The sequence below is a fragment of the Streptomyces sp. NPDC049597 genome, assembly GCF_040675505.1.
Classification (GTDB): domain Bacteria; phylum Actinomycetota; class Actinomycetes; order Streptomycetales; family Streptomycetaceae; genus Streptomyces.
Window position 1 is genome coordinate 116,004 of sequence record NZ_JBFAOY010000010.1, and the last position, 25,238, is coordinate 141,241.

23 protein-coding genes, 1 pseudogene and 1 riboswitch are annotated in these 25,238 nt (G+C 73.0%); of the genes and pseudogenes, 10 read left to right on the forward strand and 14 right to left on the reverse strand.

Annotated elements, in window-relative coordinates; all coding sequences use genetic code 11:
• The first annotated feature begins 3 nt into the window (after positions 1-3).
• Positions 4-735, forward strand: a complete 732-nt coding sequence (locus tag AB0K02_RS14360) for a carbonic anhydrase (protein ID WP_365992709.1) — start codon at positions 4-6, stop codon at positions 733-735.
• Positions 736-797: 62 nt separating this feature from the next.
• Here the strand turns inward: AB0K02_RS14360 and AB0K02_RS14365 are convergent, their stop codons facing one another.
• The 4 genes from AB0K02_RS14365 to AB0K02_RS14380 all read right to left on the reverse strand — a co-directional run bounded on the left by AB0K02_RS14365 (position 798) and on the right by AB0K02_RS14380 (position 6,962).
• Positions 798-3,434 (reverse strand): beta-N-acetylglucosaminidase domain-containing protein, encoded by a 2,637-nt coding sequence (locus AB0K02_RS14365; RefSeq protein WP_365992710.1) that lies wholly within the window; start codon positions 3,432-3,434, stop codon positions 798-800.
• A 222-nt stretch (positions 3,435-3,656) separates the two neighbouring features.
• On the reverse strand, positions 3,657-4,403 hold the full coding sequence (locus tag AB0K02_RS14370; protein WP_365992711.1) for a PIG-L deacetylase family protein: 747 nt from the start codon (positions 4,401-4,403) through the stop codon (positions 3,657-3,659).
• A gap of 45 nt (positions 4,404-4,448) precedes the next feature.
• Complete coding sequence (locus AB0K02_RS14375) at positions 4,449-5,747, reverse strand: alpha/beta fold hydrolase (protein WP_365992712.1); 1,299 nt, start codon at positions 5,745-5,747, stop codon at positions 4,449-4,451.
• An 87-nt stretch (positions 5,748-5,834) separates the two neighbouring features.
• Entirely contained in the window at positions 5,835-6,962 is a 1,128-nt protein-coding gene (locus AB0K02_RS14380) for a glycoside hydrolase family 5 protein (protein WP_365992713.1), read from the reverse strand.
• A 246-nt stretch (positions 6,963-7,208) separates the two neighbouring features.
• On the opposite strand from AB0K02_RS14380, the gene AB0K02_RS14385 reads away from it, so the two are divergent.
• Together AB0K02_RS14385 and AB0K02_RS14390 are read left to right on the forward strand one after the other, a co-directional pair.
• The gene (locus AB0K02_RS14385) at positions 7,209-8,180 is read left to right on the forward strand and encodes an acetylxylan esterase (protein WP_365992714.1); all 972 of its coding nucleotides are present in this window, start codon (positions 7,209-7,211) and stop codon (positions 8,178-8,180) included.
• Positions 8,181-8,220: 40 nt separating this feature from the next.
• A pseudogene (locus tag AB0K02_RS14390) lies at positions 8,221-8,524 on the forward strand (cupin); the annotation flags it as partial.
• 90 nt (positions 8,525-8,614) lie between these two features.
• Here AB0K02_RS14390 and AB0K02_RS14395 read toward each other — a convergent pair.
• From AB0K02_RS14395 to AB0K02_RS14405, 3 genes are all read right to left on the reverse strand, one after another.
• Positions 8,615-9,457 (reverse strand): hypothetical protein, encoded by an 843-nt coding sequence (locus AB0K02_RS14395; RefSeq protein ID WP_365992715.1) that lies wholly within the window; start codon positions 9,455-9,457, stop codon positions 8,615-8,617.
• A gap of 45 nt (positions 9,458-9,502) precedes the next feature.
• Positions 9,503-9,994 carry a metallophosphoesterase gene (locus tag AB0K02_RS14400; RefSeq protein ID WP_365992716.1) on the reverse strand — a complete coding sequence of 164 codons (492 nt, stop codon included), beginning with the start codon at positions 9,992-9,994 and terminating at the stop codon, positions 9,503-9,505.
• Between the two features lie 128 nt (positions 9,995-10,122).
• Complete coding sequence (locus AB0K02_RS14405; protein ID WP_365992717.1) at positions 10,123-10,899, reverse strand: LysM peptidoglycan-binding domain-containing protein; 777 nt, start codon at positions 10,897-10,899, stop codon at positions 10,123-10,125.
• Positions 10,900-10,903: 4 nt separating this feature from the next.
• A riboswitch (cyclic di-AMP (ydaO/yuaA leader) is annotated at positions 10,904-11,058 on the reverse strand.
• 485 nt (positions 11,059-11,543) lie between these two features.
• Between AB0K02_RS14405 and AB0K02_RS14410 the strand changes: the two genes are divergently transcribed.
• Positions 11,544-12,725 carry a zinc-dependent alcohol dehydrogenase gene (locus tag AB0K02_RS14410; RefSeq protein WP_365992718.1) on the forward strand — a complete coding sequence of 394 codons (1,182 nt, stop codon included), beginning with the start codon at positions 11,544-11,546 and terminating at the stop codon, positions 12,723-12,725.
• 79 nt (positions 12,726-12,804) lie between these two features.
• On the opposite strand, the gene AB0K02_RS14415 is transcribed toward AB0K02_RS14410, so the two are convergent.
• Complete coding sequence (locus tag AB0K02_RS14415; protein ID WP_365992719.1) at positions 12,805-13,584, reverse strand: DNA-formamidopyrimidine glycosylase family protein; 780 nt, start codon at positions 13,582-13,584, stop codon at positions 12,805-12,807.
• A 181-nt stretch (positions 13,585-13,765) separates the two neighbouring features.
• Here AB0K02_RS14415 and AB0K02_RS14420 point away from each other — a divergent pair, with 181 nt between their 5' ends.
• Entirely contained in the window at positions 13,766-14,779 is a 1,014-nt protein-coding gene (locus tag AB0K02_RS14420; protein WP_365992720.1) for a DNA topoisomerase IB, read from the forward strand.
• A 13-nt stretch (positions 14,780-14,792) separates the two neighbouring features.
• On the opposite strand, the gene AB0K02_RS14425 is transcribed toward AB0K02_RS14420, so the two are convergent.
• Positions 14,793-15,497: a pyridoxamine 5'-phosphate oxidase family protein gene (locus tag AB0K02_RS14425; RefSeq protein WP_365992721.1), complete on the reverse strand. Its 705-nt coding sequence runs from the start codon at positions 15,495-15,497 to the stop codon at positions 14,793-14,795.
• A 197-nt stretch (positions 15,498-15,694) separates the two neighbouring features.
• Here AB0K02_RS14425 and AB0K02_RS14430 point away from each other — a divergent pair, with 197 nt between their 5' ends.
• Entirely contained in the window at positions 15,695-16,300 is a 606-nt protein-coding gene (locus AB0K02_RS14430) for a CBS domain-containing protein (RefSeq protein WP_365992722.1), read from the forward strand.
• Positions 16,301-16,325: 25 nt separating this feature from the next.
• Here the strand turns inward: AB0K02_RS14430 and AB0K02_RS14435 are convergent, their stop codons facing one another.
• Entirely contained in the window at positions 16,326-18,740 is a 2,415-nt protein-coding gene (locus AB0K02_RS14435; protein ID WP_365992723.1) for a glycosyl hydrolase family 65 protein, read from the reverse strand.
• A 2-nt stretch (positions 18,741-18,742) separates the two neighbouring features.
• Positions 18,743-19,579, reverse strand: coding sequence for an HAD-IA family hydrolase (locus AB0K02_RS14440; protein WP_365992724.1), 837 nt, complete (start codon positions 19,577-19,579; stop codon positions 18,743-18,745).
• Positions 19,580-19,869: 290 nt separating this feature from the next.
• Between AB0K02_RS14440 and AB0K02_RS14445 the strand changes: the two genes are divergently transcribed.
• Positions 19,870-20,724: a universal stress protein gene (locus AB0K02_RS14445; protein ID WP_365992725.1), complete on the forward strand. Its 855-nt coding sequence runs from the start codon at positions 19,870-19,872 to the stop codon at positions 20,722-20,724.
• A gap of 23 nt (positions 20,725-20,747) precedes the next feature.
• On the opposite strand, the gene AB0K02_RS14450 is transcribed toward AB0K02_RS14445, so the two are convergent.
• Positions 20,748-21,044 (reverse strand): DUF1876 domain-containing protein, encoded by a 297-nt coding sequence (locus AB0K02_RS14450; RefSeq protein WP_365992726.1) that lies wholly within the window; start codon positions 21,042-21,044, stop codon positions 20,748-20,750.
• 107 nt (positions 21,045-21,151) lie between these two features.
• Between AB0K02_RS14450 and AB0K02_RS14455 the strand changes: the two genes are divergently transcribed.
• Entirely contained in the window at positions 21,152-21,943 is a 792-nt protein-coding gene (locus AB0K02_RS14455; protein ID WP_365992727.1) for a transglutaminase domain-containing protein, read from the forward strand.
• Positions 21,944-22,061: 118 nt separating this feature from the next.
• On the opposite strand, the gene AB0K02_RS14460 is transcribed toward AB0K02_RS14455, so the two are convergent.
• Positions 22,062-22,337, reverse strand: coding sequence for a DUF6296 family protein (locus AB0K02_RS14460; RefSeq protein ID WP_365992728.1), 276 nt, complete (start codon positions 22,335-22,337; stop codon positions 22,062-22,064).
• Positions 22,338-22,520: 183 nt separating this feature from the next.
• Here AB0K02_RS14460 and AB0K02_RS14465 point away from each other — a divergent pair, with 183 nt between their 5' ends.
• On the forward strand, positions 22,521-22,715 hold the full coding sequence (locus tag AB0K02_RS14465; protein ID WP_365992729.1) for a CsbD family protein: 195 nt from the start codon (positions 22,521-22,523) through the stop codon (positions 22,713-22,715).
• A 50-nt stretch (positions 22,716-22,765) separates the two neighbouring features.
• On the opposite strand, the gene AB0K02_RS14470 is transcribed toward AB0K02_RS14465, so the two are convergent.
• Positions 22,766-23,317, reverse strand: coding sequence for a TerB family tellurite resistance protein (locus tag AB0K02_RS14470; protein WP_365992730.1), 552 nt, complete (start codon positions 23,315-23,317; stop codon positions 22,766-22,768).
• A gap of 192 nt (positions 23,318-23,509) precedes the next feature.
• Here AB0K02_RS14470 and pgm point away from each other — a divergent pair, with 192 nt between their 5' ends.
• Positions 23,510-25,150, forward strand: a complete 1,641-nt coding sequence (gene pgm, locus AB0K02_RS14475; protein ID WP_365992731.1) for a phosphoglucomutase (alpha-D-glucose-1,6-bisphosphate-dependent) — start codon at positions 23,510-23,512, stop codon at positions 25,148-25,150.
• The last annotated feature ends 88 nt before the right edge of the window (positions 25,151-25,238 follow it).

Consider the following 25,238-nt stretch of genomic DNA (forward strand, 5'->3'; position numbering starts at 1 on the left):
CCGATGGACAGAGCCGGACGTCCGGATCGCAGGGCGCTGCTTGCCGGCGGACTCGCGGGCGCCGCGCTCGCCCTTGCGGGGTGCTCATCGACGAGGGCCGCCCCGTCGGCGACCACCTCGCCGGAAGCGCGGCCCGCCACGCCCGCCGCCGCGTTCGCGAGGTTGATGGAGGGCAACAAGCGCTGGGTGAGCGGGGACCTTCAACACCCCGACCGGGATCCGGACCGGCGTCAGTTCGTGGCCCAGGAGCAGGCGCCTTTCGGGGCGGTCCTCTCGTGTATCGACTCCCGGGTGCCGCCGGAACTCCTCTTCGACACCGGCCTGGGTGACCTCTACGTGATGCGCACGGGTGGCGAGGCGGTCGGCCCGGTGGTCACCGGTTCCGTCGAGTACGGGCCCATGACGAGTGACACCCCCCTGGTCGTGGTCCTCGGGCACCAGCGCTGCGGCGCCGTCAAGGCCGCGTACACGTCCCTTCGGGACGGCAAACCGCTGCCCGGCAACCTGCAGGCGATCACCAATGCCCTGCGGCCGGCGTACGAGCAGGCAGTCCGGGAGGGTGGGGCCGACCCGGTCGAGACCATGGCCCGCGCCCAGGTCAGGCTGACCGCGGCCGATCTGCGCTCCAACCAGGACCTGGCCCCACTCGTGGGAAAGGGCGCCCTTGCCGTGGTCGGCGCCTACTACTCGCTCGACACCGGAAAGGTGGAAGTCCTGGCCGGCGCGCCCTCCTGACCGGCGGGCGGCCGGAGCGACACCCCGGCCGACCCGACCGCGTGACGCATGGACGAGAATTCCTAGCGGACGATCACCTCGGCGATCCGCGGCGTCCCGCTCTGCCACACCAGGCGGACCGCGTCGGCCGTGCGGCTGCCCGTGTTCAGCTGCGAGTACGGCCGCCGGATCTCGCCGGCCCTGCGCCACGTGCCGTCCGGTCCGCGCAGCTCGACGAGTGCGCGTGCCGCGGTGTCGCCGGGCTGGAGCACCTTCACCGTCCGCACGGACCGCGTGCCGCCGAGGTCCACGGTCAGCGTCTCGTCCGGCTCGGGGGCGCGTGCGGCCCGGTAGGCGGTGTCCGGGTCGCCGTCGGCCGCGGCGCGCAGTGCGGAGCCGGGCGCCGGCGGCGGGCCCCCGCTGACGGAGGCGCTGTCCGTGGCCACCGAGAACTCCCTGACGACGAGCCAGTTGGTCTGCCGTGCCGTGGCTCTTGCCCGCACATAGCGGGCGGTGGTGCCCTCGGGGGCGGTGGCCGTGACGTTCGGTGTCCCGGAGAAGGCAGCCAGCTGGTGCCAGTTGGCGCCGTCCGACGAGTACTCCAGTACCCCCTGGCGCAGGTAGTCGTTCGGGCTGGTCGGCTTGCCCATGGCCAGTCCGACGGTGCCGATCGGGCGCTCCTCGCGCAGGTCGACGCCGACGTGGTCGCCCACGGCGGGCGCCCTGCTGCTCCAGTAGAACGTGGTGTCGTCGTCGTCGATCATCCGCGCTGGCACGTTGTCCCGGTAGGTGCCGATGCTGCTGACGGCCCTGACGCCGCCGGGCACGCCGAGGATGCGGTCGTGCTCGGCCCGCGCGTCCTCGACGAACCTGTCCAGCACGCCCTCGCCGACGACCACGGGCACCTCGGTGCCGCCGAGCCCCGTGTAGACGAACGACCTCGCGGTGGCGAGCAGTCCGGGCAGGCGCCCGCGCAGCTCCCACGCCTCGGCGGCGTCGCCGTGGCGGGCGGCCTCCACCATCCGCAGCGCGGTGCCTGCCGCCACCGCCCACGCCTCGGTCGCGTCCAGCCAGGGACCGGCGTCGTCGACGAAGCCCGGCTCGGGAAGGCGGTCGCGCAGCACCGACGGCGCCGTACGCAGCCCGTCCAGGGTCGCCTGGAGCCGGTCCGCGTCGCCGTCCTGCCAGAACTCCGCGGAAGCGGCGGCCAGTTCGGGTGCCTGCTGTGCGTTGAGCCGCGAGCCGTAGTTGACGTCCGCGAAGGCCCGCAGGGCCCGTTCTGTGCGGCCGTCGCCGCCCGCGTACCACCGCAGCGCGGCCAGCCATGAGGCGCGTGGGTCGTAGGCGGTGTCGTTCCAGGTGTAGTCGGCGACCGTGAACAGCGCGATCTTCGACGCGTACGGCTGGATCATCGGATTCGCGGTGATGCCGGCCAGTTCGGCGGGCAGGCCCTTCTCCCGGCCGCTGAAGGGGCCGAGCAGCAGGCGGTTGGTGACGTAGTCGTTGACGGGGTAGTTGTCCCAGGTCAGGATCGGGTGGGCGAAGACCGAGCGGGCGGCGCGCGCCTGGGCGACCGTCATGGTCGGCGCGATGACGCCGATGCCGGTCCACTCGACGACGACGTCCGCGTCGAGCTGTTCGGCCAGCGCCTTCTTGTAGGCGGTCGCCGTCACGTTGTAGTACTCGGTCGGCACCATCTGCAGGGGCTCGGCACCGGGGTGGGCGGCGATGAACTCCCGGTTCACCCGGTTGAGCAGGTGCGCCTGCGCCGCACCCGCCGCGCCCCCGCCGGTGCCCCATCTGGCCTGGTCCCCCGGGCAGTTCCACTTCGTGTAGCTGATGTCGTCCAGCGGGACGGCGAAGGTGCGCACGCCGATGTCCCACATCGTCCGGAACTTGTCGATGAGGGCGCGGGTGTCGGCCTCGGAGCTGTAGCAGACGGACAGGCCCGGGGACAGGGCGTAGGTGAAGTCCACGTGCCGCTGCTCCGCCCGCTCGACCAGCTCCTCCATGCGCGCCAGCGCTGAAGCGGGGTACGGCTCACGCCACTTGTCGCGCAGATAGGGGTCGTCCTTGGGCGAGTACACGTAGATGTTCATCTTGTGCTCGCCGTAGAAGTCGAGCTGGTCCAGCCGGGCCGCGTGCGACCACGGGGTGCCGTAGAAGCCCTCGATGACGCCGCGCAGGGGGGTGGCGGGCCAGTCGCGGACGATCACGCCGCGCACGTGGGCGCCGGGGCGGTCGCGCTGCGGCAGGACCTGGCGCAGGGTCTGAGCGGCGTAGTAGGTGCCCGTGGCGTCCTTGCCGGCGAGGACGATCCGGTCGCGGCCGATTCCGAGGACGTAGCCGTCGGCGGGCAGTCGCTCCGGTCCCTCGGCGTCGAGCGCGGACAGGGCGTCCAGGGCGCCGGCGGAGCCGACATGCACGGTCAGCCGGTCATCGACGGCACTCCCGCCGCGCACGATCCGCTCGGCGCCCGCCTCGCGCAGGGCCCGCTCGGTGACGCCGAGCGCCTGCGGGTCGGCGTCCTCGTCGGCGACCAGCGTGACGGTCGAGGTGACGGTGACCCGGTCGTCCAGGGGCTGGACGTCACGCGGGGTGGGGCTGACTGCCGGGGACCTGCCGTCCGTCCCGTACCCGTCGGCGGCCTCGCCGACGGCTGGGGTACAGGCGAGCGTGAGGACCGCGACCAAGGCGGCTGTCCGCAGGCGAAGCGTCACATTTCCTCCATGGGCCGCTCGGGTCGCACAAGGAAGTCGCGCATCACATCACTGCCAGTGATGTGCCCGACGACCAGCCGCGCCAATCCGCAGGCCGCGCCGTCCCGTGCCCGCACGGTCCCTTCGCGGCGCGTCAGGTCGCCGACGCGGGCGCGGCGCCGTTGGAGGAGACGACGCGGCCCCGGGCCGCGTGGCGCGGTCCGGGGCCGGAGTGCGGGCGCGTCAGCGCGGGAACACCTCGAACGTGACGGCGGGCCGGCCGCCGAAACGCGGCGCCGCCGCCTCGGCCATGCCGGTGAGGAAGGTGCGGCAGTACTCCTCCGGGTCCTTGTCCGTCAGTCCCTCGATGTACAGGCGGTGCTCCAGCAGCGAGCGCACCGACCGCTCCAGACCGGGTCCGGCGTCGACCGCGTGGGTGGGGTTGTCGGAGCCCGCCACGGCCACCCATCGCACGCCGTCCCACGGTTCGAGCCCGTGCTCGGAGATGAGCTCGGGGAAGATCCAACGGTTGCCGGCGTCCCCGGCGGCGTCCAGGGTGGCCCGTCCCACGGCGCGGTGGTCCGGGGTGTTCCAGACCGTGCCGCCCCAGGTGTCACGGTGGTTGAGCGTGATGACCAGCTCGGGGCGGTGGCGGCGGATGGCCGCCGCGATGTCGCGCCGCAGCCCGGTCCCGTACTCGATGACGCCGTCCTTGTGGTCGAGGAACTCCACGGTGGGGACCCCCACGACCGCGGCGCTGGCACGCTGTTCCTGCTCGCGCAGGGCTGCGCAGTCGCCGGGGGCGATGGAGTCGATGCCCGCCTCGCCGCGGGTGGCGAGGACGTAGACGACCTCGCGCCCCCCGTCGGTCCACCCGGCGATGGCGGCGGCGCAGCCGTATTCGAGGTCGTCGGGGTGGGCGACGACGGCCAGGGCGCGCTGCCAGTCGCCGGGCATCTCCTGGAGCTGTTCGGTCACTTGATCCGTCATGGCCGCAGGATACGGCCCCGGCTCGACGGCGGAACGTATGGTTCGTCAGACCTCGTCACGGGCGAGGGCCAGCAGGCGGTCGAGGACCCTGGTGCCGCTCGCCCTCACCCCGTCGTGCTCGTACTCGTCGGTCACCCAGGTGCGCAGCCCGCGGACGGCGCGGGCGGTGCGCAGGGAGTCGGCGGTGTCGACGTACATGTCGTCGTGGTAGACGGCCGCGGCGACCGGCACCTCGTTCACGGCGAGCCGTGCCGGGTCGTAGAGCGCGGGCCAGTCGGTGCGGGCGGCCAGCAGTTCGGCGCACTCGCGCAGCGGGCGCAGCGCGGGGTCCGCCTGGAAGTGCCAGGGATGGATGGTTTCCCCGGTGAACAACAACGGGCTCTCCCCGGCGAGCGCCGTCGCCGCGCCGAACTCCGGGAACTCCGCGCGTACGCGTTCGGCGGACCAGCCGGTGGGCCGGCCGCCCTGGGCGTAGATCGCTTCGTGCAGCACGGCGTACAGCGGGTTGGCGGCGAACGACAGGACGGGACGCACGGCTTCCTGGAAGGCGTCGGACAGTTCGTGGCCCGACGCGGTGCGCACGAAGGCGTTCTCGAGCAGGTAGTGCAGCTGGTGGCTGCCGTCCTGGCCGCCGAGGAGGATGCCGAGCGACTGGAAGGCTTCGGGCGTGAGGGTGTAGCCGCCGGGCAGCACAGTGGGACGGTCCATGAGGTGGGCGGCGATGCGGCGGGCGCGCTCGACGTCCTGCGGGTACCGGGCGTAGTGGGCCTCCACCTTGCGCCGGATGCGCGGATAGGCGGCGCGGTAGACGTCGTCGGCGTGCGCGTCCAGGGCGGGCAGTCCGCCGGTGATCAGAGCGGTGTGCAGTCCTTCGGGGGCCGTGGACAGGTAATGGGTGGCGCAGAAGCCGCCGAAGCTCTGACCGAGCACGGTCCACGGCGCCCCTCCGGTGAGCCGCCGCCGGATGGTCTCGCAGTCGCGGACGATGGAGTCGGCGCGGAAGTGGGCCAGGTGCTCGGCCTGTTGGCGGGGTCCGCCGCGCAGCGGGAGCGTCTGGCGGTTCAGAGGCGTGGAGCGGCCGGTGCCGCGCTGGTCGAGGAGGAGTACGCGGTACTCCTCGACGGCGCGGGCGAGCCAGGCCTGCGCCCCGGTGAAACGGCGGGCGGCGTTGCCAGGGCCGCCCTCCAGGTACAGCAGCCAGGGCAGGTCCTCCCCCGTACGGCCGGCGGCGGTGACTTCGCGGCCGTAGAGCTCGATCCGCTCGCCGTCGGGCTCGTCGTGGTCGAGGGGGACGGTGAAGCGGTGGTCGGCGAGGACGACTCCCGGCTGCCGGTAGGTGGTCAATGCTGCTCCTGACGTGTGACCTGCGTTCGCTGCGCCCCCGCCCGCCCAGTGGATCACAGGGGCGGGCAGGGCCGTGCGAGGGGCCGGTCAGCCGGTGGGGAAGCCGTCCGGTGTCCTGATGCGGTCGCGCACCCAGACGCCGGCGGGCTTCAGCGACGCGGTGCCGGTCCAGGGGCCGTTGCCGGCGCAGGTCCCGGCCTTGAACACGGCGCCGGAGCGGTGGTCGTCCGAGTAGTTCCAGTTCACCCAGCTGATCTTCTTGCTCGCCATCAGATCGAGGTAGCGCTGGGACATGGCGAAGTCGTCCGCCCCTTCGCCCGCGTAGTCCTGGGTGCCGAACTCGGTGACGAACACCGGCAGTTCGTCGGCCGCGCGGGACAGGGTGGCCAGGTACTCGTCCCGGTGCGAGGCCGCGTAGAAGTGGAACGTGTACATGATGTTGGGCGCGTCGACCGGGTTGTCCACCACCTCGCTCTCGTCGGAGCCCTCGGAGACGCCGAGTGAGGACCAGGCGCGGGTGCCGACGAGGATCGGGGTGTCCGGGTCGTTCTGCCGGATGACGGGGACGAGTCGCTCGGCGTAGCGCTTGATCGTGGACCAGCTCACGCCGCTGGGCTCGTTGGCGATTTCGAACAGCAGGTTGTTCTTGCTGCGGTGGCGCCGGGCGATCTCGGTGAAGAACGTCTTTGCGCGGGTGAGGTTGTGGTTCGGGTCGCCCGGGCTGAGCATGTGCCAGTCGACGATCGCGTACATGCCGCGTGCGGTGGCCTGCTCGATGATCGAGTGGACCTTGTCGGTGAAACCGCGGGGATCGGTCTCGTAGCCGCCTTCCTGGACGTAGAGGGAGATGCGCAGGACGTCGGCGTTCCAGTCGGTGGCCAGGGCGTCGAGGGAGCCCGTGGTGACGCACCGGCTGTACCACTGCAGGCCGTGGGTGCTCATGCCGCGGAGCTGGACGGGCTTTCCGTGCTGGTTGCAGAGCTTGGTGCCGCACACCTTCAGCTGTCCGTTGACGGCGACGGGCGTACCGGCGGAGGCGGCTGCGGTGTCGAGGGGGAGGTGGTCGGCGTCGGGTCCGCCGTCGGAAGCGGCGGTGACGGGTTCGGGGGCGGGGGTTGCGGGCGCCGTGGGCGCGGCGGTCAGGGCGAGCGTCAGTGCGGTACCGATCACGCCGAGGGCGGTGAACGGGTGCTTCCAGAGCCGTGCCGGTCTCATGGGGGGTCTCCGTTGGCTGGGGGACGGGCCGGGACAGAACCGGTGCAACGTGCGTGGCGATGGCAAGGATTGGAAGGAAACTTTCCTAACCAAGAGGGATAGCAGGAGCGCTCGTCGGTCGGCAAGGGCCCTGCGGCGGGAGCCCGTCCGCCGCGGCAGGGGCGCGTCGCTCGTGAGCCGCGCTCTTGCCAGGCGATGGCAGAACATGTTGACCTGCTCCCTGCTCCCGTGGCGAAGGCGGTTCTCATGGCCCTGTTCGATCTCCCGCTCGACGAGCTGCGCAGGTATCGCAGCGCCTCCGCCGAACCGGCGGACTTCGACGCGTTCTGGACGAAGACGCTGGAGGAGTCCCGCGCCCACGCCCTCGGGGCGCGCTTCGAGCCCGTGGCGACCGGACTGACGTCGGTGGAGGTCCACGACGTGACCTTCGCCGGATTCGGGGGGCACCCGGTGAAGGGCTGGCTGGTGCTGCCCGCCGGGACCGCCGAACCGGTACCGGTGGTCGTGGAGTTCCTCGGTTACGGCGGCGGACGCGGACTGCCCCACACCCATCTGCTGTGGGCGTCGGCGGGCTTCGCGCACTTCGTCATGGACACCCGGGGCCAGGGCAGCGGCTGGACGAACGGCAGCACACCGGACCCGGTGGGCAGCGGGCCCGCCTGCCCCGGCTACCTCACGAAGGGCATCGAGGACCCGCACGACTTCTACTACCGGCGGGTGTTCACCGACGCCGTACGCGCGGTCGAGGCGGCGCGCTCGCACCCGCTGACGGACGCCACCAGGACGGCGGCCGTCGGGGTCAGCCAGGGCGGCGGCATCGCGCTCGCGGTGGGCGCTCTGGTGCCGGACCTGGCGGCCGTCGCCCCGGACGTGCCGTTCCTGTGCGACTTCCCGCGCGCCACGACGCTCACCGACCGCGACCCCTACCGGGAGGTCGGCAACTACCTGCGGACCCATCGCGGCCGGAGTGCGCAGGCGGCGCGCACACTCGCGTACTTCGACGGGGTCCACTTCGCGGCGCGAGGGCGTGCGCCGGCGCTCTTCTCGGCGGCCCTGGAGGACCAGACGTGCCCGCCGTCGACGGTGTTCGCCGCCTTCAACGCCTATGCCCACGAGGAGAAGCGGATCGCGGTCTACGACTTCAACGACCACGAGGGCGGCGGCCCGCACCAGGAGGCCACTCAACTGGCATGGCTGCCCGGCGTGTTGGGAGGATGACGGGCCCGGTGCGGTAGGCGGCGGCGGTCTTGACCGGGCCGCGATCGAGGGCTTCACCGCGCTGCGCGCGGCGGCCGCGCCGGGGACCCGGAGCCGCTGACCGCGTTCCACCGGGCGGCGGCCGCCCTGGTGCGCCCGCCGGCGGACCGCCGGCGCGAGCGGTGGCTGACGGGCCCGCGTCGGCCGCCACCGGCGGGCAGTTGGCGCGCCGGGAACGGGGCGACGCCGGCTGCCTCACGGACGCCGTCGTACGGGCGCAGCGGCCGGCGGCAGGCGGCCGGTTCGGGATGTGCGGCCGCCTGGACGTGTACGACGCGGGGTCCGCGGCCGCAGGCGACGCGTAACCGCAGGAGACGTGGCCGCGGGGGCGGGCCATGGGCCGGGCCGAACCACCCCGACGCGGCGGCGGCCGGGCCGGGGCGCTCGGGCGCCGACTACGCGGCCGCGGCCGCCGGCGCGGCGAGGAAGCGGTGCAGCGAGGTCTTCAGCGCGGCGACGAACGCCTCGCGGGTCGTCTCGTCGACCAGGTCGAGGGACAGGTACGGGTTGAGGTCCTCGAGTTCGACGAGCAGCAGTCCGAAGTCGCGGGTGCGGCAGGCGTCGACGCGCTGGATGCCGTGGTCGACGGTGTTCCAGGCGATGAACCGCCGGGCGAAGTCGAGGTCGGCCGCGGTGGGCTCGTACGGCTGCAGTTCCCAGCGGCGGGCGGGGTCGGGGGCGTGGAGGGCGTACTGGAAGCTGTCGTCCACGAAGTAGAAGGAGACCTCGTAGAGGAAGTCGATGCGCGGCTGTATCAGCACGTCGCCGCGCGTGAGACCGGGGAGCCGCTCGGCATCCGCGAAGTGCAGGCCGATGGAGTCGGCTCCGGCCTTGGGCTTGACCGCGTACTCGTCGACGGCCGGCAGCAGGCGGAGGTCGTCGAGCCGGTCCACGGTGGGGATGACCGGGTAACCGGCCCTGGTGAGGTCCAGCAGGTACTGCTTGCCCGCCATGTCGCCACGCGCGGTCAGCGGGTTGTAGACCCTGGTGCCGGTCCTGAGCGCCTGCCCGCGGAAGGCGTCGTACGCGTCCTGGTAGTGCAGGACGGGCCCGCTGTTGCGCACCACGACGCCGTCGAAGCCGTCCATCAGCGCGGCCGCGTCCGCCGGATGGACGAGGGCGATGTCGAAGTCCTCGCGCAGCCGGGAGGACAGGTGGATGTCCTCGTCGCAGTACCGCCGCCCCTTGGCCGGGTAGGCGAGGTCGGTGACGTACAGCAGGCGGGGCCTGGCGGACACGGGCGGCTCCTGAGATCGGTTGACCGCAAAACTACCCCGGCCCGGTCACAGGCGGTGCAGCAGGACCTCGGCCAGCACGCCGTCCTCCGCCCGCGCGGTCATGTACGTGTGGTGGGGCTGTCGTCTGCGGTCGGTCGGGGAGCCGGGGTTGAGCAGCCGCAGGCCGCCGGGGGCCGTGGTGTCCCACGGGATGTGGCTGTGGCCGAAGACCAGCACGTCGAGGTCGGGGAACCTCTCCGCGCAGCGCCGCTCGCGTCCGGCGGCGGGTCCCGTCTCGTGCACGACGCCGAACCGGAGACCGCCGAGCTCGGCCCGGGCCACCTCCGGCAGCCGGGCGCGCAGCTCGTCGCCGTCGTTGTTGCCGTACACGGCCAGGAGGCGGGCGGAGCGGTTCTGAAGGAGGTCGAGGGTCGCGGTGTCGACCCAGTCGCCGGCGTGGATCACCGCATCGGCCTCCTCGACACGGGCCATCACCTCGTCGGGCAGGCGGCGGGCGCGCCGGGGCACATGGGTGTCGGAGATCAGCAGCAGTCGCATGTCTCCACCTTCCCGCTGCCGGCGCCGGGCGAGCACATGGCCGCGCCGGGCGCCGCACTGACGTGTTGTCAGAGCGGGCGCCCGGCGCGATTCCATCTGCAATCGAAGCCGCGAATGCGGGGCTACGGTCAGTACGGGCCGTTCACATTGTCGATGGAGCCGTACCTGGCGGCGGCGTAGTTGCACGCGGCGGTGATGTTCGCGACCGGGTCGAAGCTGTCGAACGGCGTGCCGGGCACGTGGTAGGCCCGGAACGTCGGGTCGATCACCTGGAGAAGGCCCTTGGAGGGCGTTCCATTGATCGCGTTGATGTCCCAGTTGTTGATCGCCAGCGGATTTCCGGAGGACTCGCGCATGATGTTGCGGTGGATTCCCTCGTAGGTGCCGGGAATTCCGTGCTTGGCCATGATGTCGAGGGATTCCTTGATCCAGCCGTCGAGATCGTTGGAATACGTCTTGGCCTTGGCGGCCGGGGCCTTCTTCGCCACCGGGGCGGTGCGGGCCGCGGAGCGGTCGGCGCGGGCGGCGTCGGCGGCGCGGTCCGCGGGCACGGCCTTGGCGCCGATGGTGAGCTTCAGACCGGGACGGATCAGCGCCGGGTCGGCGCCGATGTTCCGGCGGTTGTCGTTGTAGAGCTTCTTCCAGCCACCAGTGAGGGAGTGCTCCGCGGCGATCTTCGCCAGCGAGTCGCCCGCGACGACGGTGTACGTCGCGGGGGCCTTCTTCGCCGCGGCGGGCGCCGTGGCGACGGCCTTCGCGGTCGCGGCCTTGGCCGGCTGCGCGGCACCGGCGGTGGTCGCGACGAGCAACGGCAGGGCGAGCGCGGCGCCGCCCGTGCCCGCGGCGACGAAACCGCGGACGAGTCGGCCGGACTTGGGACGGCGGTGCTTACCCAGTGCAGGCATGACGCATTCCTCTCCGTCGCCTGCGAGGTGAGCTGTCGGGTTCGGGCTGGAGATGCCCGGTCGCATGGTCGGTGCGACTTCACCCCGAGCCGTTCCGGTTTCCGGATCGGCGGCCTACCTGGGTCCCCCGCTCCTGCCGAACGTGAGTGCGTGTGGTCGGATTCCCGGACAGCGGCAGGATTCGGCGGTCCGTCCGGATTGCGGTGACCGTAAGCGAGAGCGGCCCGACGTAACAAGCCCTGAATTCACAACCGCAATTCCCGACCCGGGAAAAGGGAAGGAAATGACCTTCCTCCTTTCCTGTCGGCAACTCAACTTTCCTTCTGCGCAAGGGATGCACGGCCACCTCCCGGCGCCGTGGGGCGTGCGTCACGTGACCGACGTCACGGATCCGAGGACAACAAAGACCAGTCACCCGTTTCATGAATAAACGGACATAAAGGCAATGGGAGAGGAAAGTCCCGCACGGAAATACCGGCGCTCCATTGGGCACCAATAGTCCGTTTTCTTCCGTATGTAATAGCCTCGCCCGTGTATGTAATGCCATCACCCGCTTCGGGTACTCGCCCGTGGCGGCCGGGTGCGCGGCGCCGCCCGTACGACCGCCGCAGGCCGCTCACCGGAAGGCAACACGGGAGGACACGATGCGCGCACTGACATGGCAGGGCCGGCGGGACGTCCGGATCGAGACCGTCCCCGATCCCCGCATCACCGAGCCGAAGGATGTGATCGTCCGGGTGACGTCCACCGGCATCTGCGGTTCGGATCTCCACCTCTACGAGGTCCTGGGCCCGTACCTCGACCCCGGCGACATCCTCGGCCACGAGCCCATGGGCATCGTGGAGGAGACCGGTCCCGAGGTGACGGCCCTGTCGGCCGGCGACCGCGTCGTCGTGCCGTTCAACATCTCGTGCGGCGAGTGCTTCATGTGCGCCCAGGGCCTCCACTCGCAGTGCGAGACGACCCAGGTGCGGGACCGCGGCACGGGCGCGTCGCTGTTCGGCTACACGAAGCTGTACGGGCAGGTGCCCGGCGGGCAGGCCGAGTACCTGCGGGTGCCCTTCGGCGACACACTGCCGGTCAAGGTGCCCGAGGGGCCACCGGACGAGCGTTTCGTCTACCTCTCGGACGTCCTGCCGACGGCATGGCAGGCCGTGGAGTACGCGGACGTCCCGCCCGGCGGGTCGCTGACCGTGCTCGGGCTCGGACCGATCGGCGACATGGCCTGCCGCGTGGCCCTGCACCGGGGCGCCGGACTCGTCATCGGTGTCGACCTCGTGCCCGAGCGTCTCGACCGGGCCGAGGCGCGGGGGGTGACGGTCCTCGACCTGCGCGAGCACGACGAGGTCGCCGACGCCATCCGTGAGCTGACCAACGGCCGCGGCTCGGACGCGGTCATCGACGCCGTGGGGATGGAGGCCCACGGGGCACCGGTCGCCAAGGCCGGCCAGTGGGCGACCGGTCTGCTGCCCGGACGCGTGGCCCGGCGCGTCATGGAGCATGTCGGCGTGGACCGGCTGGAGGCGTTCTACACGGCCATCGACGCTGTACGGCGCGGCGGCACGATCTCCCTGGCCGGGGTCTACGGCGGCATGGCGGATCCCGTGCCGATGCTCACCCTGTTCGACAGGCAGATCCAGCTCCGTATGGGGCAGGCCAACGTCCGGCGCTGGGTGGACGACATCCTTCCGCTGCTGACGGACGCCGATCCGCTCGGCGTCGAGGGCTTCGCCACGCACACCCTGCCGCTGGACAAGGGCCCCGAGGCGTACGCCACGTTCCAGGCCAAGCGCGACGGCATGGTCAAGACCCTGCTGAAGCCCTAGCGACGCACCCCCTGGCGGCGGCGAAGCCCCGGCGACGCGGGCTCCCTGCGGCCGCCCGCTCCGCGCGGCTCAGCTCTGGTCAGCTCTGGCAGGCGGGGCACCACACGGAGCGGCGGCCGCCGGTGCGGCCGGAGCGCAGCGGCCCGCGGCAGCGCGGGCACACCGGGTCGCGGTCGTCCCGCCGTCCGGTGAGCCAGCTCCGCCGGGGCGGCACGCGGGCGGCCGGGACGGCGGACCGCAGGACCCGGCCCATCGCGGCGTGGATCCGGCGCAGCTCGGCCTCGTCCAGGTCGCGCGCGGGGCGGTCGGGCGCCACCCCTGCGCGCCAGAGGATCTCGTCGCTGAGGAGGTTGCCCAGGCCGGCGAGCACCGACTGGTCCATCAGCACGTTCTTGACGGCGCCCCGCCGCCCCGCGACCCGTTCGAGGAACGTGTCCCGGGGCAGGCCCAGAGCGTCGGGCCCCAGGTCACCGAGGACGTTCCCCACGGCCTCGTCGCTGCCGGCCAGGTGGACGCCCTGGAGCTTGCGCTGGTCGCGGTAGTGCAGCCTGCGGTCGTCGTCGAGGGTGAGCACGATCCGGTCGTGGTCCGCCACGGGGTCGTCGGGCGATGCGGCCAGGAGCAGCCCCGTCATCCCGAAGTGCCACACGACGCGGGGCCCGTCGGTGGGCGCCACGAGCCATTTGCCGTGCCGCCAGGGCTCCTCCAGCCGCCTCCCCTCCAGCTCCTTCCGCAGCCGCCGCACGGTCACCCCGCGCAGCACGCCCGGGTCGCGCACGTCGACTCTCCTGATCCGCCGGCCCGTGCCGCAGGAGCGCAGCACCTCGCGGAACCCTTCGACATCCGGCAGCTCGGGCATGTCCTTCTCCGTCGTCGGCCGCCCCCGTGTACGACGCGCCGCGCGGATGCGGCGCCGGCCCTGACGGGTACCCCGCGGCAGGGCCGGCATCCCGGCGGAGAGGCGTACCGGCCGGGGCGCGTCCGGGGGTGAAGCGGGGCGGAGCGGGTAGCCGCGTACCGGAACACCGGAAGGAGAGTCCATGCGCCTGCGTACCAGCCGGCCCGCCGGCCCCGGCCTCCGGCGCGTGAGACACGGCCGCGGGTTCCGCTACCTCGACGCCGAGGGCCGCACGCTCGTGGACGGCGCGGAGCGGTACCGGGTACGCGCCCTGGCCATTCCGCCGGCGTGGACCGACGTGTGGATCTGCCCCTGGCCCAACGGACACATCCAGGCCGTCGGCACCGACGCCGCGGGCCGCCGCCAGTACCTGTACCACCAGCGGTTCCGCGAGCAGCAGGAGGCCGCCAAGCACGAACGGGTGCTGGAGGCCGCCGCCAGGCTCCCCCGCGTCCGCCAACGGGTCTCCCGGGACCTGCGCGGGGGCGGCCTCGGGCGCGGCCGGGTGCTCGCCCTCGGGGTGCGGCTGCTGGACCTCGGTTTCTTCCGCGTCGGCGACGAGCACTACACGGAGACCAACGACTCGTACGGGCTCACCACCGTGCTGCGCGACCAGGTGACGTGCCGCGGCGGGGAGATCGGCTTCGACTACCCGGCCAAGAGCGGACGCCGCTACTGCCGGGAACTCGTCGACGAGGAGTCCTTCACCGCCGTCCGGGCGCTGCTGAGGCGGGGCGGCGGGGGCGACAGGCTGCTGGCCTACTGGGAGGACCGCATGTGGCACGACGTGAGCGGCGACGAGCTCAACCGGCATCTGCACCGGCTCGCGGGCCGCCCCCTCACCAGCAAGGACTTCCGGACCTGGCACGCCACCGTCCTCGCCGCCGTGGCGCTGGGCGTGTCGGCGCCCGCCGCGAGGACGTCGCAGGCGGCCCGGCGGCGCGCGACCTCCCGTGCCGTGCGGGAGGTGGCCGACTACCTCGGCAACACCCCCGCCGTGTGCCGCTCCTCCTACATCAATCCGCGGCTGTTCGAGCTGTACGACGAGGGCGTCACCATCGAGTCGGCCCTCGGGGACCTGGGCCGCGAGGACCGGCCCGGCGTGCTGGCCACCCAGGGGCCGGTGGAGGCCGCGGTGCTGCGGCTGCTGACCTGAGGGGCGGCCCGCGTCAGCGGAAGTCCCACGGCGCGGGCGCACCGCGCACGAGGATGCGGCGGCCGGTGACCCGCTCGGGGGCGAGGACGATCCACAGGTCCCGCTCGCCGCCCGCCCACGGCGCGCTGTACGCCTGCCGCTCCAGCTCCCGTACGGCGGCCCGGTCCGTGACCGCCCGTGCCGTGCCGACGATCAGGACGCTCCAGCCACGGCTGAACGCCTCGTCGATGTGGTCCACCTCGAAGGCGATCTCCTCGCCCGCGCCCTGAGCGGGCCGCGCCTCCCGGGAGGTCCGGAAGGCCACCTCCCCTTCTGCGACCAGGTAGTTGACCGGCAGGATGGCGGGCCCGTCCCGTCCCGCGACGGCGATGCGCCCCACTCCGTGTGTGCCGAGCAGCGCCCAGCACTCGTCCTCGGCCAGCTCCACCAGTTCGGGCCGGTGCGCGGCGCGCCCCGAGCCGGGCGGCGCGTCCGCGCCGCCTCCGGTCAGGGCGGTGACGGTGGTCTCCAGGGCGTCGGCCAGCCGCAGCAGGAAGCCCATGCCCGGGGTCGCGGTCTGCTCCTCCAGGTACTCGATGTACCCGGGCGCGGATCCGGCGCGCAGCGCGACGTCCTCGCGGGACAGCCCGAGCTGCTGCCGGCGGGCGGCCACCCGGCGGCCGATGTCGCCCTTCGACGGCCCCGCGGCCGGGCCTCCCGTCTGCGGTCTCTCGGGCATGGTGGCACCTTCCCAGGTCGGCGTTCCCGGTGCGGCTCGCGCCTCGCGCCCACGGTAGTCAGGCGCCCGGCGGGCCGCACGGCGACGATGCCCGGCGCGCCGCCCCGCCGCGACCGGTCGGGGCGCCTCGGAAATACTTGGGTCCAGGAGCTGTCCGCAGGTGGAGGTGGAGCCATGACGCCGAGGACCGGTGCGGAATGAGACACCGCTGTGTCGCCGACCTGATGACGCCCGAGGCGGTGTCCGTCCAGCGCGGCACCGTCTTCAAGGAGATCGCCCGGCTGCTCGACGAGTTCGGCATCACCGCCGTGCCCGTGATCGACGACGACGGCCGGCCCGTCGGCGTCGTGTCCGAGGCGGATCTGCTGCGCCGGCACACCAGCGGTACCGGCTCCGACACGGCCGAGGGGCTGATGACGAGCCCCGCCGTGGTCGCGCGGCCGGAGTGGAGCGCGGTGGAGGCGGCCCGGGTGATGGAGGACCGGCACATCAAGCGGCTGCCGGTGGTCGACGGCTCGGGGCGGCTGATCGGGGTGGTGAGCCGCAGTGATCTGCTCCAGCTGTTCCTGCGGCGGGACCGGGCCATTCAGGAGGAGATCGTGGAGGACGTCCTCGGCGGCACGCTGGGCGTGTCGCCGGCAGCCGTCACCGTCCAGGTCGACCAGGGCCGGGTCACGCTCAGCGGGACGCTGGACCGCAAGAGCCTGGTGCGCGTCGTCGTTCGCCTGTGCCAGAGCGTCGACGGCGTCGTGGACGTGGTGGACCACCTCTCCTACACCGACGACGACACGCGCGCGGACTGAGCCGGCCCGAGCCGGAAGAAGGCGCCTAACCGACGGGGAACGGCAGCACGCGCGAGGTGCCCGGCTCCACCGACGCCGTGCGGTCGGTGAGGCGTACCTCGATCGGGGACTCGTCCGAGTCCGGCACGCCGATCTCCAGTTCCCCCGGCCGCATGCGCACGCGCACGCCCCAGTGCCCGTGGTAACGGATGGAGAACCCGTAGTCCGGGAGTTCGGGAGAGTGGACGGGGTCGAACCAGAGGGCCCCGCCGCGGGTCTCCATCCCTGTCAGGCCGCGCTGGACGAGGTCGAGCGTTCCGGCCATGGCGCCCAGGTGCACACCCTCCTCGGTGGTTCCGCCGTGCAGATCGGCGATGTCGCCCTCCAGCGCCTCGCGGCAGTACACCCACGCGTCCTGCCGGCGCACCCGGGCGAGGACCCAGCCGTGGACCAGGCCGCTCAGCGTGGAGCCGTGGCTGGTGCGCCCCAGGTAGTAGTCCACGGTCCGGCTCCAGGTCTCGTCGTCCAGTTCGTAGCCCAGGCGCCGGAAGACACCGCCCATCTCGGCGGGCGAGAACAGGTAGCCGAGCATGAGGACGTCGGCCTGCTTGGACGCCTTGTAGCGGTTGACGGTGTCGCCCTCGGCCTCCAGGACGCGGTCGAGACGGCGGATGTCGCCGTGGCGTGCGCGCAGTCCGGCCCAGTCGAGTTCCGCGAGGCCGTCGTAGCCGTGGAACTGGCTGATGACACCGTCGTGGAAGGGCACGTACAGCCGCCGCGAGACCTCGTCCCAGTGGTCCAGCTCGGTCTCGTCGAGCAGGGTGCGCTCGCTCAGTTCGCGCCGGCGCGGTGCGGGCAGTTCACGGATGACGTCGAGCGCGCGGGCGAGCACCCACGCGGCGGTGACGTTGGTGTACGCGTTGTCGTCGAGGCCCGGCAGCTTCGCTCCGGGGTACGCGTCGTGGTACTCGTCGGGTCCGACGACCCCGCGGATGCGATAGCGCTCCCTGTCCTCGTCGTAGGTGGCGAAGTGGGCCCAGAAGCGGGCGATCTGCGTCAGCATCTCCGCGCCCTTGGTGTGCAGGAACTCCGCGTCCCCGCTCGCCTCGCAGTACTGCCAGACGTTGTACGCGATGGCCGACCCGACGTGGTGCTGGAGCCTCGAGTGGTCGGGCAGCCAGCGCCCCGAGCGCGGGTTGAGATGCAGCTCCTGCGTCTCCTCGCGGCCGTCGCTCCCGCTCTGCCACGGGTACATGGCCCCGATGTGCCCGATGTCGCGGGCCAGCCGCAGTGCCGCCTCCAGGCGGCGGTGGCGGTACATGAGCAGCGCCCGGGACACCTCCGGGAAGTGCAGGTTCAGATAGGGCAGGACGAACAGCTCGTCCCAGAAGATGTGCCCGCGGTACGCCTCGCCGTGCAGCCCGCGGGCCGGTACGCCGACGTCGAGGTCGGCGGTGTGCGGCGAGAGGGTCTGCAGGACGTGGAAGAGATGCAGGCGCAGGATGCGCCCGGCCTCCCCCGGCACGTTTAGTTCGCCCCTGCCCCACAACTGCCGCCAGGCGGTGCGGTGGGACTCCAGAAGGGCGTCGAAGCCGGAGGCGCGGTCGACGCGGTCGACGGCGGCGTGCAGGGGGTCGCTGATCGCCGCGTCCCGGGAGGTGTGCAGGGCGACGGTCTTGTCGACGGTCCGGGTGCGGCCGTCCTCGAGGAACAGGCGCATCAGCTGTACGGCGCGCAGCGGTTCGTGGGCCGGGCGCAGCCGCTCGGTCTCCGCCCGCCGCGGGTCCCCGGGCTCGTCGGCGGTGGTGCGGGCCGCCATGCCGATGCGGATGTCGGAGGTGGTGGTGCGGCAGCGCAGCCACACCGCCCCCTGGTCGCCGTTCCCCGCGTTGACGTGGACGAGGTGGCTGCCGTTGAGCTCCCGGTAGCGGGCGACGCCGCTGTTGGTCACGGAGCCGTCGAGCGCGGCCTCCACCTCGATGTCCCCGGACCATCCCTCGGCCGTGAACTGGGTGCGCAGCACCGCCAGATGCGGGTCGCCCATGTGCACGAACCTCAGCTGGCGCACCGCCAGTACGCGTCCGTCGCCCGCCGCGTACCGCACGCTGCGTTCGAGCGTCCCGGAGTACAGGTCGAGTCGCTGGCGGTGTTCGCGCAGGGCGGGGCTGTCGGGGTGGAACCAGGGTGCGTCGCCGCTCGGGGTGTGCATGCGGAAGCGCAGCGGCAGCCAGTTGGGGAGGTTGACCATGTCCTCGTTGACGACCTGGCGGCCGGCGACGTTGGAGGTCAGCCGGTTGTAGCAGCCGGCCGCGTAGGTGCCGGGGTAGTGCACGACGTCGGCGACGGTTTCGGGGGCGGCGCCGCGGGTGGCGAAGTAGCCGTTGCCGAGCGTGCACAGGGCCTCCCGCAGGCGCTCGCGGCCGGGGGCGTAGCCCTCGTACGTCCAGATCCACTCGGGCATGGTCAGTCCTCGGGTACAGCCGGGAGCAGGTCGGCGAGGTCACGGACGACGAGGTCGGCGCCGTGTTCCAGCAGCGCGGTCCCCGTGCCGGGGCCGGCGGCGCGGTCGACTCCGACGACCAGGACGAATCCGCCGCGCCGGCCCGCCGCCACACCGGCCAGCGCGTCCTCGACGACGGCGCACCGGCCGGGCGGCACGCCGAGCCTGCGCGCCGCCTCCAGGAAGAGAGCGGGGTCGGGTTTGCCGGGCAGCCGCAGGCGGGCGGCCTCCTGTCCGTCCACCAGGACGTCGAAGTACGGCAGGGCGCCGGCGCGGGTGAGCAGTTCGCGGGCGTGGCGGGACGCGGACACGGCGGCGAGCGGCACGGCCCGGGAGCGCAGCTCGGTCAGGAGCCGTACGGTCCCCGGATAGGCGTCGACGCCCTGCTGCCGCAGCCGTTCGGTGAACAGCCGTTCCTTGTACGCGGCGACGGCGGCCACGGTGCCGGTGCCCGGCGGGTCGTCGGGACCGCCCGGCGGCAGGCGCATGCCGCGGGAGCCGAGGAACGCGGCGGCCCCGTCCAGGCGGGACCTGCCGTCCACATGGCGCCGATAGTCGTCGCGGACGTCGAACGGGCGGCGGTCCCGGGGGTCGTCCGGCGGATGCTCCGTCAGGCAGGCGTCGAAGGCGGTCTTCCAGGCGGCCGCGTGGAGACGGGCGGAGTCGGTGACGACGCCGTCCGTGTCGAGGACGACGGCCGCGGCGTCGCGCCAGAACCGACGGGCGCCCGTCCACGCGGCGTCCCGCCCCGCCGGACCCGTGACGCGGTCCGGCCGCAGGGCGCCCTCGTCCACGGTCATGGCGTCCCTCCCTGTCGTTCCCCCTGCGGCGCCGCTGCGTGCGGCGGCCCCGTCCTCCGTCGCCGGGCCGGCTCGTCACGGGTTACGAAGGTGCCCGGAGCCGTGCGGCCGGGGCGGGCGGGTACCCCGTGCCGCGCCCGCCGAACGAGGTCCCCGCGGCCGCCCGTGCGCACCGGCGGGGGGCTCGGGCGCAGGCGCGCGGTCGTGGGCCGCCGGGCGGACGCCGCCGGGCGCCGTCGAGCGGGACGCTGGAAAGTGGCCGCAGGAGCGATCCGAAGGAGGAACGAACCATGACGCATGTGACCGTCGGCCTGGACAACTCGCCCGAGAGTCTCGCGGCGGCCCACTGGGCGGCCCGGGACGCGGCGCTGCGCGGCGCGGACCTGCTCCTGGTTCATGTGGAGGAGTGGCCGCTGCCGGTGGCCGTGGCCATGCCCACCATCACCCGCGAGGACCACCGGACCTGGGCGGACCGGCTGCTGGAGAGCGCCGCCGGGGAACTGCGCGCTGCCCACACCGGCCTCCGGATCTCCACGCGCAGGGTGTCGGGGCGGCCCCCCGCCGCGCTCTCCGCCGAGGCCGCCGACGCCGATCTGCTGGTGCTCGGCTCGCGGGGACTGGGCACGGTGATGGGTGCCCTGATGGGCTCCGTCGGTCTGGCGACCATCGGGGCCACGCGGACGCCGGTCGTCGTCGTACGGGCCGAGGGCAACGTCGGCGGGCACGACCGGGCCAAGGACGTCGTGGTCGGAGTGGATCTCCACCGGCCTGCCGACCCGGTGCTCTCCTTCGCCTTCGGCGAGGCGGCGCGGCGCGGGTGCGCGCTGCGGGCGGTCCACGGCTGGAAGCTGCCGCTCGCGGTCGGGCACTCGGCCGACGCCAGGTCCGAGGGCGGGCGTGAGGCCGCCGCGGCGCTGGGCGACGCGCTGTCGCCGTGGCGCCGGGAGCATCCCTCGGTGGAGGTGGTGGAGCGGTCCGTGATGGGCTCCGCCGCCGAGGTGCTGGTGGAGGAGGCCGCAGACGCGGGTCTGGTGGTCGTCGGGCGCCATGTCCGCCACGCTCCCCTGGTGCCGCACATCGGTCATGTGGCCCACGCCGCGATGCACCACTGCACGGCACCGGTGGCGGTCGTCGCCCACGACTGATCCCGGCGCCTAGTGCGGGGCGCTCACGGAGTCGTGTAGGGCCAGCCGTATCCGGCCCCGGGCGGACTGCCTTCGCCGGCCCCGACCGCCTCGAGGTCCCGGTCGGCCGCCTTCATCAGCTGCCGTGTGAGGCTGTGCATCGCGCGGGCGGCCGCCAGCTCGTCGCCGATCTCGGGCACGTCCACGTCCTGCGGGTTGCGGTGGGCCGTGCCATGACCGGTGATCGTGGCGGTGCCGGTGTCCAGCACCGCCCGCGCCCTGGTCGTGCCGTCCTCCTCGACGAGGTCGATCACGACCTTCCACTCCAGCGTTCTTGCCATGACGCACTCTCCCGCCCTGTCGGAGGTCCTGCTTCCAGCATCCGTCCCGGACCGCTCTTCGGCGACCGGCTGCGGGGCCCGGAACCGGTGGGGGCACAATGACCGGCATGACGAGTTCGATGCTGCGGCCGCGGAACCGGGTCCGTACTGCCACGCCCGACGGGAGGGCCGCGGAGGGAAGCACCGAACCGACGCGGATCCTGGACTGGCGCCATCCGCGGGTCGGTGAGCTGCTCGGCAGCCTCGGCTCCGCGCCGGACCGCGACGTGTCCGCCGGCGATCGGCTGGAGGCTCTGCGCCGTGCGCACCGCAGGATCGCCGCGACCGTCCGGCCGGTCTACTCCGTGCAGGACGAACGCCCCGTGTCGGAGGTGCTGCGGCGCGGCCGCGGGTCGTGCAGCCAGCGGCTCGCGGTCCTCGAGTCGGTCGCGCGGGCCGGCGGTGTCGCCACCCGGGTCCGCGGTCTCGTCGTGGACGGGGCTCTGTGGTACCCCCGCTTTCCCCGGATGCGCAGGCTCGTCCCGGACCAGGTGCTGCTGGCGTGGCCCGAATTCCGGCTCGGGCCGGCCGGGGAGGCGGACGGCGGGTGGCTTGCCGTCTCGGAACTCTTCGGCGGACTCGACGAGTTGAGCGTGCACCCCGGCGGCGGCTTCACCAACGCGGGCCCCGAGACCCTGTTCGAGGCCCTGTCCCGTACGGCGATCGACTGGGACGGGCACACGGCCTGCCCGGCGGACGCCGCGGCCTGCGACCTGTCCGGGCACGTCGTCGCGGACCTGGGCCGTTTCGACTCGCGCGACGACCTCTTCGACCTCCACGGCCAGACGCTGTGCCGCACGGCACGCCTGGTGGCCGAGCCGGTGATGGGCCGCCGCTCGGCGGGGGCAGCGGCGGGCTGATCAAGGCCGGGCGGGGCGCTGCCCCGCAGGCCGCCGCCCCCTCTCCGGTCACTCCCGCCCCCCGTGCGGGCACAGTCAGGCGGGCCGGGCTCAGCCCGGCCCGCTCTCGGGTGCGGCTTCAGGCCGCCGCCGGCCGCGGGGCCTCCGGTGGGCCGACCCTGTCCGGGGCCGGGACGCGGGCCACCACCGGGAAGTGGTACGTCTGGTGTCCGCCACTGGCCAGCATCCGCACCTCGCCCCGGTCGCTGATCTCCGCGCGCACGATGCCGGTGTCGTCCTGGTAGACGGGGTAGCCACCCGCGCCCGTCCGCTCGGTGCGACGGACCACGACGACGTCGTCCTCCACGGCGGGCGCCTGGAACACGAGCTCATAGGTTTCAGGACTGCTTTTCATGAATGCCACCGCCTTCTTCCATCGTGGCCCGCCGGCTCGCGCGGCGCCTCCGGGGACGGCGTCTCGGCGCGGCCGCTGCGATGACCTGCCGCTGCGCATGCATGTCGTCCAGAATCGGGGTACCCGCAGGGTGTGATTTCACTCGGTCGCGGACCTGCGGCCGTCTCCACACGGGAGCACATCATGGCGAAGGACAAAGGCAGGGGCGATCGGCTGAAGGGCAAGGCCAAGGAGACGCTGGGCAAGGCCACCGGCAACGAGCGGATGGAGACCGAGGGCCGCACCGACCAGACGAAGGGCCGCGCCAAGAAGGCCGTCGGCGACGTCAAGGACAGGGCACGCGGCGCAGGCAAGTCCCTGCGGGACGACGAGGTCTGACCCCAGCGGCTCCGCCGCCGTCCCTCTCAGGGACGGCGGCGGAGCCTCGCTCACAGACCGAACTCGGTGGGTGACAGGCCGAGAACGGAGCACGCCTCGCGCAGGATCTGCTCCTCGGCGGGTGCGACGTATCCGTCCGCGCCCGCGACGACGAAACCGGTCTGGATCACGGCGCGCGCCTCCGCCGGCTTCTTCGCCGCCTTGGCCACCTCCTGCAGGGCCTCTCCCTTCCCCTGCGGGAAATTGAAGGCGAGCTGGTCGACGTGCTTGTTGAACCGCTGGCGCAGCTGGTCCGGCGGGAAGTTCTGCAGGACGTCGTTGCTCAGGATCAGCGATTCGACGTGCTGCCTCTCGGCCGGGTCCACATGGCCGTCGGCGGCGGCGACGAGGGCGCACATCGCCATGCTCGCGTCCCGGTAGGCGCCACTCTTCAACTCCGTCTTCAACGAGCTGAGCTGGGACTTGAGCGTGCTCACCAGCTGGGCCCGGGAGCCGCCCGAGGAGCCCGGGCCCGGCCTGCCGTGTCCGCCCGCGCCCCGCACGCCCTGGGACTGCTGCTGCAGGTTCTTGGCCTGGTCCTTGATCCGATCCCACATCGCCACTGGTGCACCTCGGCTTCTGCCCGTGTCGTTCCGGTCCGTACTCGGCGCGTACCCGCGCGTCACCATGGCAACGCCGCCGGGCACCGGGAAGTTCCTCGCCGGGTGCCCGGCCGTGCCGGCGGGGCCGCCTCGCGCCGCGGGGCCGGGTGACGCCAGACTGATCGCACCCGACCGACGTGGAGGAGTGGACGGATGCCGAACGAGCGCGCGGGACAGCAGGCGCGGCCCGAGGACCTCATCGACGTGGCGCGGCTGGTGACCGCGTACTACGCCCTGCACCCCGATCCGGCCGACCCGGCGCAGCGTGTCGCGTTCGGCACGTCCGGGCACCGCGGTTCCTCCCTCGCCACGGCCTTCAACGAGGACCACATCGCCGCCACGAGCCAGGCGATCTGCGAGTACCGGGCGCGTCAGGGCGTCGACGGGCCGCTGTTCCTGGGCGCGGACACCCATGCGCTGTCCGAGCCCGCGCGGGTGACCGCCGTCGAGGTCTTCGCGGCCAACGGGGTGACGGTGCTCATCGACGCGGCCGACGGCTACACGCCCACGCCGGCGGTGTCGCACGCCGTCCTCGCCCACAACCGCTCGCGTCCCGCCGGCCGGGCGGACGGGGTGGTGGTCACCCCGTCGCACAACCCGCCGTCGGACGGCGGTTTCAAGTACAACCCGCCCAACGGCGGCCCGGCCGGGTCGGAGGCGACCGGCTGGATCCAGGAGCGGGCGAACGAGATCATCGGCGGCGGCCTGAAGGACGTACGGCGGATTCCGTACTCGCGGGCCCTGGCAGCGCAGACGACCGGCCGGTACGACTTCCTCGGCTCCTACGTGCGGGACCTGCCCTCGGTGCTCGACCTGGACGCCGTGCGCGCCGCGGGCGTGCGGATCGGCGCGGACCCGCTCGGCGGTGCCTCGGTGGCGTACTGGGGCCGTATCGCGGAGGAGCACCGGCTCGACCTGACGGTGGTGAACCCGTACACCGATCCCACATGGCGGTTCATGACGCTCGACTGGGACGGCAGGATCCGGATGGACTGCTCGTCGCCGTACGCGATGGCCTCGCTGATCGAAGCCCGGAACCGCTACGCCGTCGCCACCGGCAACGACGCGGACGCCGACCGGCACGGCATCGTCACGCCGGACGGCGGACTGATGAACCCCAACCACTACCTCGCGGTCGCCATCGGCTATCTCTACCGCCACCGCGAGCAGTGGCCCGCGGGCGCGGCCGTCGGCAAGACGCTCGTGTCGTCCGGGATGATCGACCGGGTGGCCGCCGACCTCGGTCGCGACCTGGTGGAAGTGCCCGTCGGCTTCAAGTGGTTCGTGGACGGGCTGGCGGACGGCACGCTCGGCTTCGGCGGCGAGGAGTCGGCCGGCGCCTCGTTCCTGCGCCGCGACGGATCGGTGTGGACCACCGACAAGGACGGCATCATCATGGCCCTCCTCGCCGCCGAGATGCTGGCGGTGACGGGCCGGACACCGAGCGAGCAGTACGCGGAACTCACCGCCCGGTTCGGCGAGCCGGCGTACGCCCGGGTCGACGCGCCGGCCACGCGGGAGGAGAAGGCGGTGCTGAGCCGTCTGTCGCCGGGTCAGGTGACGGCCGGCACGCTCGCCGGGGAGCCGGTCACCGGCGTGCTCACCGAGGCGCCGGGCAACGGGGCGGCGATCGGCGGCATCAAGGTGACCACGGCCAACGCCTGGTTCGCGGCGCGCCCTTCCGGTACGGAGGACGTCTACAAGGTGTACGCGGAGTCCTTCCTCGGCCCCGACCACCTGGCCCGTGTCCAGGAGGAGGCCCGCGCGGTCGTCTCGGCGGCGCTGAACGCCTGAGGGACCTGTCCTGTCCTGTCCTGGGTCGACGGGGCCCCTCGTCGGCCGGGACAGGCGGCACGGATCCGCACCGGGGCCCGGTCTCGGT